Genomic DNA, 12,280 nt, shown 5'->3' on the forward strand with positions numbered 1-12,280 from the left:
CTCAGTGGATCAGTGACTCGGCGATGCGCTCGGCGGTGCCGAGGGCCGCGGAGGTCATGATGTCGAGGTTGCCGGCGTAGGCCGGGAGGTAATGGGCGGCGCCTTCGACTTCCAGGAAGATGGAGGTTTTCAGGCCACTGAAACGACCCAGGCCCGGGACGTTCATGGGCTGGTCTTCCGGGATCACGTCAAACTGCACTTTCTGCTTGAGGCGGTAGCCAGGCACGTAGGACGACACGGCTTGCACCATTTCTTCGACCGAGGCTTCCACTTCCGCCTGGTCGGCGGCCTCGGACAGCACATACACGGTGTCGCGCATCAGCAGCGGGGGCTCGGCCGGGTTCAGGATGATGATGGCTTTGCCCTTCTGGGCGCCGCCGACCACTTCGATGGCCTTGGAGGTGGTTTCGGTGAACTCGTCGATGTTGGCGCGGGTGCCGGGGCCAGCGGACTTACTGGAAATCGACGCGACGATTTCGGCGTAGTGCACTTTAGCTACACGGGAGACAGCGGCCACCATCGGAATGGTGGCCTGGCCACCGCAGGTGACCATGTTGACGTTACCTTCCTGCAGGTTCTGCTCCAGGTTCACCACCGGCACACAGTAGGGGCCGATGGCCGCCGGCGTCAGGTCGATGATCTTGAGGCTTTCCTTGTGGCCCCGCAGAAACACTTCGTTGTGCATGTGGGCACCGGCGGAGGTGGCATCAAACACGATGTCGATGTCGGCAAATTCCGGCATCTTCACCAGGCCGTCCACGCCTTCGTGGGTGATGGCGACGCCCATGCGGTTGGCACGGGCCAGGCCGTCGGATTCCGGGTCGATGCCGACCATGGCGCCCATTTCGATGTGCTTGCCGTTACGCAAAATCTTGATCATCAGGTCGGTGCCGATGTTGCCCGAACCGATGATGGCGGCTTTCAGTTTCTTGCTCATAATGTTGTCCTCTTTCGGTCCGGATCAGACAAAGCGCACAGAGGCGCTGCCAATCCCGCCAATGTCCACACGCATGGTGTCACCGGCTTTCACCGGCTCCAGCGGTACCAGGGAGCCTGACAGGATGACTTCACCTGCCTTCAGGGAAATGCCGAACTCACCCAGGGTGTTGGCCAGCCAGGCCACGCAGTTCACCGGGGAGCTCAAGGCAGCAGCGCCGGCACCGGTGCTGATGATGGAGCCGTTCTTCTCCACCGCCATGCCGCAGGTCACCAGGTCAACGTGCCGCGGGGAAACGGCGTTGTCACCCAGCACAAACAAACCACAGGAGGCGTTGTCGGCGATGGTGTCCTGAATGGCGATCTTCCAGTCCTGAATTCGGGAATCGACGATTTCGAAACAGGGCATGACGCATTCGGTGGCCGCCAGCACATCGGCGTTGGTCACGCCCGGGCCGGTCAGATCTTTCTTCAGAATGAAGGCGATTTCGCCTTCGGCCCGGGGGGCAATCAGGCGGTCACTGATAGGCACCACTTCACCACTGTTGAACACCATGTCGTCGGTCAGGTAACCGAAATCCGGCTGGTGTACGTTCAGCATGTTCATCACCGCCTTGCTGGTGACGCCAATCTTCTTGCCGATGACTCTGGCACCAGCGGCCTGCCGGCGCTCAAGCATGCGCAGGGAGATGTGGTAGGCATCGTCAATGCTGATGTCTTCGCCACGGCTGGTCAGCGGCGATACGGCTTCCCGCTTGACCATGGCTTCATACAGTTCGTCGCCAAACTGCTGGATCTTCTGCTTATCCATTACTTGTCTCCGGCAGCGGTCTGATCCGCTTCGTTCAGGAAATCGTTAACCAACCGGGCAAACCGATCAGCGTGTTCAATCTGGGTCCAATGGCCGCAGCGGCCGAACACATGCAACTGGGCACGGTCAATCAGTTCAGCCAGCTTGTAGGAGGCCTCCAGGGGAATCACTTCGTCTTCGCGACCGTGGATGATCAGGGTCTCGTGATTGAGGGCCCGGATGTCGTCTTCGTTGCTGGCCAGGTTGGCCACCCAGCGCTGGCGCGGCGCCGGGAACATGGCGGCAAAGGACTCCTGGAAACCGGGGCGAATGCTGGCCTGGTAACGCATTTCTGCCAGTTCGTCGGTCAACAGCCCCTTGTTGAAGGCGAATACATCCATCAACCGGCGCATGGTTTCCAGCGAGGGCTGATAACCCCAGACTTCGTCCAGACCTTGGGTGATCGGGAAGCTGACACCTACCGAGCCCATCAATACCAGCCGGCGAACCCGTTGCGGATGCTCGATAGCCAGGGCCAGGGCCAGGCCACCGCCGAAGGAATTACCCACCAGGTCGACCTGTTCCAGGCCCAGCTCATCCAGCACGCCAATGGCGTGCTTCACCCAGCGCTCGCGGTTGTAGATCTGGTCTTCCGGGCGTTCGCTGTAGCCGAAGCCCAGCATGTCCGGCGCAATCACGCGACGGTGTTTGGCCAGCTCGGGAATCACCAGGCGCCAGTTGGCCCAGGCGGTCACACCGGGGCCGGAGCCGTGGATCATCATCAGCGGAAATCCGCCCTCGCCATGATCGTGCAGGTTGGTCCGGTAGCCGGCAGCGGTGATCTCGCGCCCGATTTCAGGGCTGTCTACAGGTGCGTTCATGGCTACCTCAGAGTTTGATACAGACGTTTTTCATTTCGGTGTAGAACTCCAGGGAGTGCACACCGCCCTCACGGCCGATACCGGACTGCTTGCTGCCACCAAACGGCGTGCGCAGGTCCCGCAGGAACCAGCTGTTCACCCAGATAATGCCGGCTTCAATCTGCCCGGCTACCCGGTGCGCACGGCTGACGTTTTCGGTCCAGATCGCAGACGCCAGGCCGTATGGCAGGCTGTTTGCCAGCTCAATGGCTTCTTCCTCGGTATCGAACGGGCGAATGTGGCAGCAGGGGCCGAAAATTTCATCGGTCACCACCGCAGAGTCATCCGGCAGACCGGTCCAGATGGTGGGCTGCACCCAGGCGCCACCGGCGTACTCCTCCGGCATATCGGGCACTCCACCACCAGTCACCACCGTGGCACCGTCGTCGACCGCTTTCTGGTAGTAGGACAACACTTTTTCACGGTGCTTCAGGCTGACCAGTGGGCCGAAATTGGCCTTGTCGTCATCGGGCGGTCCGATGCGCAGCTTCTCAGCCTCTTCTTTAAGGCGGGAAACGAATTCGTCAAAGATGGAACGTTCCACGTACACCCGCTCGGTGCCAAGGCACACCTGGCCACAATTCACAAAGGCGGAACGCATGGTGCCTTCGATAGCCTTGTCCATATCGCAGTCGGCGAACACCAGGCCGGCATTCTTGCCTCCCAGCTCCAGGGAAATGTCCCGAATGCCTTTGGCGGCCGCTTTCATGATCACCTCGCCGGTGCCGGTTTCACCGGTGAAGGTGAAGCCGTCCACATCCGGGTGGGCCGTCAGGAAGGCGCCGGCGGAGTCGCCACCGAAGCCGTGCACCACGTTGTACACGCCGTCCGGTACGCCGGCTTCCTTCATGACTTCGCCCAACAGGGCTGTGTTGGTCGGGGTTTCTTCAGAGGGTTTGACCACCACAGTGTTACCACAGGCCAGTGCAGGACCCACTTTCCAGGTCATCAGCAGCAATGGCAGATTCCAGGGACTGATCACACCGATCACACCCTTGGGGCGGCGTACCGCGTAGTTCAGCGCGTCGCTACCGTCAGGCGTGGCCATTTCAAAGGTTTCCGCCGCCACGTTCTTGACCATGTCGGCGAAGACTTTGAAGTTGGCGGCACCCCGGGGGATGTCGATGTGGCTGGCCATGGACTTTGGCTTGCCGGTGTCCAGGCACTCCGCCTCCAGAAACTCGTCAAAGCGCTCGTTAATACCGTCGGCCACTTTGTGAAGAATCCGGGTGCGCTCGTCCAGGGTCATCTTGCCCCAGGGGCCGTTCAATGCGGCTCTTGCCGCTTTGACGGCCGCATCCACTTCATCGCGGCCAGCCTCGTGAACCTTGGCAATGACCTTGCCGTTCACCGGGTTGACGTTGTCAAACAGCTTTCCGTTGGCGGAGCCCACGTATTGGCCGTTGATGTAGTGCTTGATCTCTTTCATTGCTGCCTAGTCCTGTAAAGTTGAATCCTGTTTGGTCGTTCTCAGATCAGGTCAACACCGTCAAGAAACGCTCGTTCAGTACCCGGTCGTGATAGAAAATGGCCTTGCCGAGCTGTTCGGCCTGCCAGGTCACGGGTTTGTGGTCCGGGTAGAAGTAATCACCACCACAGAACACTTCGTTGCGGTTGCCAGACGGGTCGAAGAAGTAAATGGTCTTGCCGTGAGTCAGGCCGTGACGGGTCGGTCCGATATCAATCGAGGTGTCGGTCATGGAAATCAGGTCGGCTGCCCGCAACACGTCTTCCCAGGTTTCCAGGTAGAAGGATGCATGGTGGAACTTGCCTTTTTCCTCGTGGTGAATAAAGGCAATGTCGTGCTCCTTCATGGACACAGTCAGGAACTGGGCTACGCGAGTACCTTCGGGGTCCAGTACCTGTTCGGCCAGATGGAAGCCCAGAACATTCACGAAGATGTCGTATACGGCCGCCAGTTCGGGACCGTAGAACAGGCAGTGGTCAAAGCGCACGGCTTTCATGCCCTGCAGCCCACGGGGCCAGGCTTCCGGGTTAACGCTGGATACGCCCCACTTGCCGGTGTACTTCTTGTCGGCATAAAGCTCAAAGGCATGCCCGGAGGGCACGGTGAAGCGAACGCGGCGACCGCAGTCTTTCAGTTCTTCCGCCGGTACCTGCTCTACCTCTACACCGTAGGCCACCAGGTCTTTTTCCAGCTGAACCAAGGCGTCTTCATCCACCACCTTGAAGCCCATAAAGTCGCAGCCCGGCTCGTCTGCTTCACGCAGCACCACGGAAAACTTGTCCACCTCGGTCCAGGCTTTGAGATACACCCGGCCCTGGTCGTCACGATCGGTTTCGATCATGCCCAGCAGCTCGGTGTAGTGTTTAACGGCTTCACCCATATCGAGAACCCGGATCTGTACGTGGCCGGGACGCATTACACCTTTTTTCATGACAGTCACCTCAACGGTTTTGTTGTTGTTTGCTTGGCGAGCGCCACCTCAGGCAGAGGCACGCACTCGATGGTCAAGTCAGTCAGCGGGTAGATCCGGCAGGCCAGAACTTCCCCCTTTTCAACGGCTTCGGGCGGGGCATGCACCTTACTCATCTTGCCGCACTCAAATTCCCCTTCCAGAACCCGGATCTTGCAAAAGCCGCAACCACCACCCCGGCAGCCCACGGGCACACACTTCACGCCCAGTTGCTCCATTGCCTTGAGCACACTCTGGCCGTCCTGGCAGGTAAACTGGTCTCCCGTTGTACGGTTGAACACCTGGAATGCCACCATGGCTCCTCCCGGTCAGATCTTCTTGAACAGAGCTGAACGCTGGGTATCTTCCGCCCCGTCAGCTGCTGTCAGGAATTTCTCCATGAAGATGTCCCGCTCGAACAACCGACCTTGCATCAACGCGGTAATAGCGGCATCGATCATCGGTGGCGGGCCACACAGGTAGGCCTTGTTGCCGGCAAACCGTCCGTCAAAGTGTTCCTTGGCCGCCTCATGAACGTAGCCCCGGAACCCTTGCCAATCGGCGTCGTCAGCTGCGTCGCTCAAAGCCGGTACGTAGGTGAAGTTGGCGTGATCCCGATCCAGCGCCTCGAACAACTCACGGTTGTAGAGTTCGGCCTGGTTGCGGGCACCCTGGAACAGCACGATCTTGCGTTCGTCGTTCTGCTCCAACAGATCCAGAATCATCGATTGCGGGCTGGAAAGCCCAGACCCACCCGCGATGAACACCAGATCGCCGGGCTGGGAACTACGAACAAAGAACTGGCCATAGGGGCCGGACAGATTCAGCTCATCGCCCGTTTTCAGTTGCTCGTGGATGTAGGTGGTTGCAGCACCACCCTCAACCAGGCGAATGTGCAGCTCCACTTCATCGGGTTTGCCCGGCGGGTTTGCCAGGGAGAATGCACGGGCACCCTCAACTCCGGGCACTTCGATGTTGATGTACTGGCCGGCCTGGAAGGTCATCGGGCGGTCCAGTTTCAGGTGCAGGCCCTTGATGGTGGGCGACAGGTCAACAATGTCCGTTACTGTCGCAACATAGTCCTCCACCGGGTAGCCCTCGAAGTCCGGGTCTACATCAATGTCGGCTTCGATGGTGACATCGCTTTCAACCGTGGCGCAGCAGGCCAGCACCTTGCCTTCGTCCCGTTCAACATCCATCAGGGCAAAGGGTGAGGCGTCGCCAACGTCAACGTCGCCTTCCAGTACCTGAACCTTGCAGGTAGCGCAGGTGCCATGGCCGCACGCAAAGGGCAGCCAAACGCCCTGACGAAGCGCGGCCTGGAGGATGGTCTGGCCATCCTCGACTTCAATCTGCTCGCCAATCGGCTCGATAGTAACGGTATGACTCATAGCTCTGCCCTCAGTATCCGGCGTTAGCCATGCCTTTCAGGCCCGGCGTGGTAACCGTCAGCATGCTTTTGTGATCAATGCCCTGATCTTTCAGGCTGGTATCCGCCTTGGGTGTGAACGGCTCGTCGTTCAGCAGCCACTCGGCGTTGAGGAAATCGGCCTTGGCTGATTCCGGATGCGCGGCGGTGGCGGGTTTGATCATCTCGTCCACCAGGGCGCGGAAGGTCATGTCCGGCTGAACCAGCAACGCAAACGGCGCGCAGAACAGCAGGTGGTCGGGCCAGTAGACATACAACAGTTGCATGCCGTGGAAGTTTTCCACCTTGTCTTTCGGTTCAAACTTGTAGTCGTAAAGTGCATTTACACTCATGATGGTCACCTTGTTGTTTTTGTGGGTGTGTCATCCGGCGCCCCTGGCCGCCGGATGACTCCCGAATCAATGTCAGGCGGCGTCCTGGTTTTCGTCCGCAGGCTTCTCGCCCTTGATGGTCATCCAGTGCTTCTGGTCCGGAGAGCCGACATAGTCGAAATTGTCCTCGCCGATGTTGATGTGGTAGTACTTCTGCACCACGGTCTCGACATCACCACCTTCACAGTTGCCCTGGTAGATCTGGTGCACTGGCAACCAGGCCTGCACGTACTTCTCAGGCTCGTGCTTGAAGATGTCGCAGCAGGCTTCGGAGCAGAAATGATAGCGCTCGCCCTCATGCACCAGCTGGCGATGGCTAAGCTTCGTGGGCGCCCCCATTTCGGTGAACAGGGTGGGCACCTGGCACACCTGGCACAGCTGCGGCAGGGTGTTGTTGTAGAAGCGACGGCCAGCAGCAGCCTCTTTCGCCAGGTACTCGTAGCGCGGGCGGTAGTACTTGTCGAAAGACTCCGGGTACTTCTCGGACATCCAGTCCATCTCTTCCTTCTCCGGAATCCAGGTGTGGAAGTTGGTGGCCTGGCTGTACTGGTAGAAGGTGGTCCACAGCTGGTGACTAAGGTGATGCTTGGCATCGTTGGCCACGTCCTGGTACTTGGGCGGGCGAATGCCGTAACGCTCAAGATCCTTGAACAGGGCGCCACCGTTCTGCTCGTAATACACTTCCCAGGCTTCGGCCCAGCTCATCACCTTGTTCGGCAGCATGTAGTCCATCATCATGCTGACCAGGCTGAGCAGGCGGAAACCACGCCAGAACCACTTGTCGATCCAGCGCTGAACAATGGGCACGTTGTCTTCGTGCTGTTCCAGGATGAACTTGATTACCTCCAGGCCCAGGGTCATGTGACGGGCTTCGTCAGACTGTGCAGAGAAGCCGAAAGTCACGGTAGCCATGTCGCCGTTATAGGCAGCACCCGACATGAACGGTACAAACAGCAGGTTGGTCAGCACGTACTCGAACGAGAACGAGATGGCGGTCAGGAACTCGAACGGGCCGGCGGTGCGGGCATCGTCAAAGAACGACTTGGGTACGGACAGGAACCACACCCGGTCGTGCATGTGCGGGGCATCGTGCAGGCCGTTGAAGTGCTTGTTGTAGTGGCTCATGGCGTGCTGCTGGGTCTGGGAATGACGCAGCTCGTCGATCGCCTGCATCTGGCAGGCCACCCGGGCACCGGCACCACTGAACTGGCGGCCAACCTTCGCATACCCCTGGAACGCAGCGTGCTCGAGCGGAGAAACACCGCTGAGGAACAGTTTCAGGGCGTTCACGTAACGGGCATCGGAAATGTTCTGATGGCCGTTGTTCTGGGCAAAGGCGTCGAAGATGGCATACAGCTTCTTCTCTTTCTCGGCCTGGTACTTCCAGTAGGCGTCCATGGTCAGACGGAACGGATCTTCCCACTGGGACCAATCGACAATCTTGATGCCTTCAAACCGCTCGTCCGGATAGATGTCTTCCATCTTCTGGTAAGTCGGCTCCCAGGCCATATCCCGGGTCAGGTACTGGTATTTGTCTTTAAGGTTCAGCTTTTTATTTTTAACAGCCATTGTGATTCTCCCGATTATTTCCACTCAAGGATGAAGTGGTCATCGTCTTCGTCGACGTTGCCGCCAATACTGATGACATCGATAAGCATTTCCTGAACGTCCCAGTCACGCCCGAGTTTCTCTTCCATAGTTTCCCGGTTGATCACCAGGCGCTTCTCGGCCTGGATCCGGATCATGGCCGGCTGGTGCTGCAGCTCTGCCTCCGGGTTATCTTCCATCACGGCTTCCGCCAGATAACGGGCGTTGTCGTTGTCCTGAAATACAATGAATACGAGCTGGCTCATGCGGATACTCCCTGGCTCTGCAGACCGACTTTCTTCAGGCGGGTAGACAGTTCCGCCCGGGCTTCGTCCAGTGCTTCAACGCCAACCGAGGCCTCTGCCAGTGGTTTAAGCGCGCTGTAAACCTGGGGCTCCCAGTGGTCGACCCACTGCTGGAGCTGTGCAATGTTGGCGTCGCTTTCACCGGCCACGGCTTTCATCATGGCGTTGGTCCAGCGCAGGGTGTCCTTGTACCAGTCACGCATGAACTCGGTGAGCATGGAGACGTCCTCGGCACCCTGGCTTTCCAGCCACTCATCCATTTTGTGATAGACCAGCGGGAACATCAGGCCGTCCATCAGGATGTTCTGCAGCAGGGTCAGCTCGAACCAGTCCTGCACCACCAGTGAGTCTTCCACCAGCTTGCGCAGGGGCTGCCACAGCTCGTCGTCCATCCAGTAGCCCTTGGATTCGTCCAGGGCGGTGCCGGTGCTGCCATCAATCATCAAGGCTATGCGGGACAGATACTGGCCAATCCCAAGGCGGTCCATGGCCTGATAGATGTGCATCTGGGACACAGTTGTTGCAGTGGCCTCACCGGCAATCTTGCTGTTGTTCATGTTGGCGCCCAGTTCAACATGGCGCAGCGGCACCATCAGGCGCAGCAACAGCTTCTGGGTTTCTTCCGGCAGGCGGGTCAGCAGGTTGCGCTTGTCACAGAAGCCGTAGCTGGTTTCAGCCTGTTCCTGCATCTTGGCGCGGTTGCCCACATAGGCGCCGTAGTAGAACTGGCGGGGATCAGACACGGCATACCAGTCTTCCATCCGGATTGCGGTGCGGCGCTCGTCATTGAGCTCATAATTCGCATCCCACTGTGGGCGGTAATGGAAGTTGGTTTTGGCTTCCAGGTCGTAGCTGGCTTCCTGGTAACGGGTAGCCGGCTTCTCGCCGAAGCGACGGGCAATGTGGCTGTAAGTCTGGCGAATAGGTTCCACCGAAGTGGTTTTGATTTCGATACTCATATCAACCTTTCCGTTTTGTTTTTGTGGATCAGATTGTGGGTGTTGCTGTTGTTCAGTAACGATGTCCGCGTTCGCCGAAGCGCCACTTGATCATGTCTTCATCAATCTCGCGGATCATGTCCGAATCCATATGGACCACGTTGTTGTGCTTGCAGAAGATCTCGAAAGCTTCCCGTGGCAGCACAAGCTCGACGAACAGCTCCGGATAACCAATGGCAAAATCGAATTCCACGAATTTGTCACCCGGCTCGCTGCGGACCCGGATGTAGCGGGTCATTTCGTTAAAAGTCTTGGCTTCTGGTTGGTTCGTCATACTGAGCCCCGTTTATGTTTGTGGTCGGCTTGCAGAGTACTGAGCAACGGCTGTGCCACTTTGGCCAGGCCGGTCAGGAGACGAAGATTAGGGCACTGTTTTGGATAGGTTTTTCAGGCCCACACGAAAGCCCGAAGCAGGCAAAATGGGCGACAGGTTCCGGCGCGAGAAGGGCCTATTTTTACCAAATGATCAAAATCAAGGGTGATCTAATCAAATGCTCAGACCAAGGCCCAATTCAACGATTACCTCCGTTTTTTTACTATTTGGTTGATTTTTGACTTTGATCAGGTGTTAGATGATCAATTAGTGAGCTCCCAGTGAGCCGTTCCCCGCCTACAACTATAAAAGGGGTCTCCGACCATGGCTGTCAGTTACAAGCCACAACTGAATTACACCGATTTCAAGGATCTGACGGAGCAGATTCATTTCCAGAGCTCGGAAGGCAAGATCTGGTTTGGCGAGCAGCGGATGCTGCTTATGAACCTGACCTCACTGGGTGCGTTTCGCCGTGAGATCGTCAACAGTATGGGCGCCGAGAGGGCCAAGGGCTTCTTCCTGCGACTAGGTTATCTGTCTGGCCTGAAGGATGCCGAGCTGGCCCGGAAACTGCGCCCCCATTGCAGTGAGCTGGACATCTTCCTGGCCGGCCCCCAGCTGCACTCGCTCAAGGGTATGGTCAAGGTGATCCCGCTGGAAATCGACCTGGACCAGGAAACCGGCGAGTTCTACGGCCGCTTTGAGTGGATTGACTCCTGGGAAGTGGAAATCTGCAAAACCGAGCTCGGGCAAATGAGCGAGCCAGCCTGCTGGGTTTTGCTGGGGTACGCCTGTGCCTATACATCCTCGTTTATGGGGCGGGAAATTATCTTCCGGGAAGTGAGTTGCCGCGGCTGTGGCGACGAGAAGTGCATTATTGAAGGCAAGCCGGCGGAGGAATGGCCGGATGCCAAAGAGTTCTCCCGACACTTCAAAGCGGACCCGATCATTGAAGAGCTTTACGACCTGCAGGAACAACTGAACTCCCTGCGCAGCACCCTTCAGCGACAGCAGGGCCAGTATTACGGTATTGGTCAGTCGGCGTCCTATAACAAAGTGTGCAAGATGATCGATAAGGCCGCCCAGGGCAAAGTGTCTGTGCTGCTGCTCGGGGAGACAGGTGTCGGCAAGGAGGTCATCGCCAAGAGTGTTCACCTGCGCAGCGAGCGGGCCGATGCCCCGTTCATTGCCGTCAACTGCGCCGCAATCCCGCCCGATCTGATTGAGGCCGAGCTGTTTGGCGTTGAGAAAGGCGCCTACACCGGCGCCAACCAGGCCCGGGAGGGCCGCTTCGAGCGAGCCCACGGTGGCACGATTTTTCTGGACGAAGTGGTTGAGCTGACCCCTCGGGCCCAGGCCACCCTTTTACGGGTTCTGCAGGAGGGCGAGCTGGAGCGGGTGGGCGACAACCGCACTCGAAAGGTGAATGTCCGGGTAATTGCCGCCACTAACGAAAGCCTTGAGCAAGCGGTCGAGGAAGGCCGGTTCCGGGCCGACCTGTTCTATCGCCTCAACGTGTTCCCGGTACAGATTCCGGCCCTGCGGGATCGCCTGGAAGACCTGCCTCTGCTGGCAGGGCACTTTCTTGAGAAGTTCCACGCCCAGTATGAGAAGCGCACGCTTGGCCTCTCCGACAAGGCATTGTCGCTGTGCATGAGCTACCACTGGCCGGGCAATATCCGGGAACTGGAGAACGTGATTGAGCGGGGCGTGATCCTGACCGACAACAACGAAACCATCAGTCAGGATGCCCTGTTTGTGACTCCGCCCGCGACGGACAAACAGCCAGGTGAGCGCATTGATGAAGAAGGCAATATGCGCTCCGGCCCACCGGAGGGCGGCACGGGCAGCTGGTCCGATACGATTCTGGGTTCCGGAATAAGCCTGGATGAGGTGGAAGAAACCCTGATGCGCCAAGCCATGGAGCAAGCCAATCAGAACGTATCCAAAGCCGCCCGACTGCTGGGCCTCACCCGCCCTGCGCTGGCTTACCGCCTGAAGAAATCCGGCATTCTTGCTGAAAGCTGATCAGCAACCTGACTCTTGCAGCAACAGGGATGTTGCAGCGCCTGACCGCCGCCTTACGAAATGGACAACCCGCCAGATCACTTGATCATTTGATTAAAATCAAACCCTGAAAATCCCCCTCCGCTGTTCGATCAAACCACTCGACGTTTTCCATTTATATCAATTATTCAAGAACTTAATTGATCA

General features: G+C 58.1%; 13 protein-coding genes. 1 reads left to right on the top strand and 12 read right to left on the bottom strand.

What is annotated here, in order from left to right; genetic code table 11:
* Position 1: 1 nt before the first annotated feature.
* The 12 genes from ACTZWX_RS04960 to ACTZWX_RS05015 all read right to left on the bottom strand — a co-directional run bounded on the left by ACTZWX_RS04960 (position 2) and on the right by ACTZWX_RS05015 (position 10,027).
* Positions 2 to 937 (bottom strand): acetaldehyde dehydrogenase (acetylating), encoded by a 936-nt coding sequence (locus ACTZWX_RS04960; protein ID WP_444712984.1) that lies wholly within the window; start codon positions 935 to 937, stop codon positions 2 to 4.
* A gap of 24 nt (positions 938 to 961) precedes the next feature.
* Positions 962 to 1,747: a 2-oxopent-4-enoate hydratase gene (gene dmpE / locus ACTZWX_RS04965; RefSeq protein WP_444712985.1), complete on the bottom strand. Its 786-nt coding sequence runs from the start codon at positions 1,745 to 1,747 to the stop codon at positions 962 to 964.
* A complete protein-coding gene (locus tag ACTZWX_RS04970) occupies positions 1,747 to 2,607 on the bottom strand; it encodes an alpha/beta fold hydrolase (RefSeq protein ID WP_444712986.1) in 861 nt (286 codons plus the stop codon). Before ACTZWX_RS04970 ends, dmpE begins: the two co-directional genes overlap by 1 nt.
* A gap of 7 nt (positions 2,608 to 2,614) precedes the next feature.
* Positions 2,615 to 4,075, bottom strand: coding sequence for a 2-hydroxymuconic semialdehyde dehydrogenase (locus tag ACTZWX_RS04975; protein WP_444712987.1), 1,461 nt, complete (start codon positions 4,073 to 4,075; stop codon positions 2,615 to 2,617).
* Between the two features lie 46 nt (positions 4,076 to 4,121).
* Entirely contained in the window at positions 4,122 to 5,045 is a 924-nt protein-coding gene (locus ACTZWX_RS04980) for a catechol 2,3-dioxygenase (protein ID WP_444712988.1), read from the bottom strand.
* 5 nt (positions 5,046 to 5,050) lie between these two features.
* Positions 5,051 to 5,380, bottom strand: coding sequence for a 2Fe-2S iron-sulfur cluster-binding protein (locus ACTZWX_RS04985; protein ID WP_444712989.1), 330 nt, complete (start codon positions 5,378 to 5,380; stop codon positions 5,051 to 5,053).
* Between the two features lie 12 nt (positions 5,381 to 5,392).
* Entirely contained in the window at positions 5,393 to 6,454 is a 1,062-nt protein-coding gene (locus ACTZWX_RS04990) for an NADH:ubiquinone reductase (Na(+)-transporting) subunit F (RefSeq protein WP_444712990.1), read from the bottom strand.
* A gap of 10 nt (positions 6,455 to 6,464) precedes the next feature.
* Positions 6,465 to 6,824, bottom strand: a complete 360-nt coding sequence (locus tag ACTZWX_RS04995; protein WP_444712991.1) for a phenol hydroxylase subunit P4 — start codon at positions 6,822 to 6,824, stop codon at positions 6,465 to 6,467.
* 72 nt (positions 6,825 to 6,896) lie between these two features.
* On the bottom strand, positions 6,897 to 8,432 hold the full coding sequence (locus tag ACTZWX_RS05000) for an aromatic/alkene/methane monooxygenase hydroxylase/oxygenase subunit alpha (RefSeq protein WP_444712992.1): 1,536 nt from the start codon (positions 8,430 to 8,432) through the stop codon (positions 6,897 to 6,899).
* 14 nt (positions 8,433 to 8,446) lie between these two features.
* Entirely contained in the window at positions 8,447 to 8,716 is a 270-nt protein-coding gene (locus ACTZWX_RS05005; protein ID WP_046617734.1) for an MmoB/DmpM family protein, read from the bottom strand.
* Positions 8,713 to 9,714, bottom strand: a complete 1,002-nt coding sequence (locus ACTZWX_RS05010) for an aromatic/alkene monooxygenase hydroxylase subunit beta (protein ID WP_058092975.1) — start codon at positions 9,712 to 9,714, stop codon at positions 8,713 to 8,715. Before ACTZWX_RS05010 ends, ACTZWX_RS05005 begins: the two co-directional genes overlap by 4 nt.
* A gap of 52 nt (positions 9,715 to 9,766) precedes the next feature.
* Positions 9,767 to 10,027 (bottom strand): phenol hydroxylase subunit, encoded by a 261-nt coding sequence (locus ACTZWX_RS05015; protein WP_444712993.1) that lies wholly within the window; start codon positions 10,025 to 10,027, stop codon positions 9,767 to 9,769.
* A 363-nt stretch (positions 10,028 to 10,390) separates the two neighbouring features.
* On the opposite strand from ACTZWX_RS05015, the gene ACTZWX_RS05020 reads away from it, so the two are divergent.
* A complete protein-coding gene (locus ACTZWX_RS05020) occupies positions 10,391 to 12,094 on the top strand; it encodes a sigma 54-interacting transcriptional regulator (protein ID WP_444712994.1) in 1,704 nt (567 codons plus the stop codon).
* Positions 12,095 to 12,280: the final 186 nt, after the last annotated feature.

Source organism: Marinobacter sp. NSM (assembly GCF_052380025.1).
In the GTDB taxonomy this organism is placed as follows: Bacteria; Pseudomonadota; Gammaproteobacteria; order Pseudomonadales; family Oleiphilaceae; genus Marinobacter.

Bases quoted from the DNA above. Each gene is read 5' to 3' on its own strand.
- dmpE (WP_444712985.1), bottom strand. From the start codon at position 1,747: ATGGATAAGCAGAAGATCCAGCAGTTTGGCGACGAACTGTATGAAGCC.
- ACTZWX_RS05010 (WP_058092975.1), bottom strand. From the start codon at position 9,714: ATGAGTATCGAAATCAAAACCACTTCGGTGGAACCTATTCGCCAGACT.
- ACTZWX_RS05015 (WP_444712993.1), bottom strand. From the start codon at position 10,027: ATGACGAACCAACCAGAAGCCAAGACTTTTAACGAAATGACCCGCTAC.
- ACTZWX_RS05020 (WP_444712994.1), top strand. From the start codon at position 10,391: ATGGCTGTCAGTTACAAGCCACAACTGAATTACACCGATTTCAAGGAT.
- ACTZWX_RS04980 (WP_444712988.1), bottom strand. From the start codon at position 5,045: ATGAAAAAAGGTGTAATGCGTCCCGGCCACGTACAGATCCGGGTTCTC.
- ACTZWX_RS04985 (WP_444712989.1), bottom strand. From the start codon at position 5,380: ATGGTGGCATTCCAGGTGTTCAACCGTACAACGGGAGACCAGTTTACC.
- ACTZWX_RS05005 (WP_046617734.1), bottom strand. From the start codon at position 8,716: ATGAGCCAGCTCGTATTCATTGTATTTCAGGACAACGACAACGCCCGT.
- ACTZWX_RS05000 (WP_444712992.1), bottom strand. From the start codon at position 8,432: ATGGCTGTTAAAAATAAAAAGCTGAACCTTAAAGACAAATACCAGTAC.
- ACTZWX_RS04960 (WP_444712984.1), bottom strand. From the start codon at position 937: ATGAGCAAGAAACTGAAAGCCGCCATCATCGGTTCGGGCAACATCGGC.
- ACTZWX_RS04990 (WP_444712990.1), bottom strand. From the start codon at position 6,454: ATGAGTCATACCGTTACTATCGAGCCGATTGGCGAGCAGATTGAAGTC.
- ACTZWX_RS04995 (WP_444712991.1), bottom strand. From the start codon at position 6,824: ATGAGTGTAAATGCACTTTACGACTACAAGTTTGAACCGAAAGACAAG.
- ACTZWX_RS04975 (WP_444712987.1), bottom strand. From the start codon at position 4,075: ATGAAAGAGATCAAGCACTACATCAACGGCCAATACGTGGGCTCCGCC.
- ACTZWX_RS04970 (WP_444712986.1), bottom strand. From the start codon at position 2,607: ATGAACGCACCTGTAGACAGCCCTGAAATCGGGCGCGAGATCACCGCT.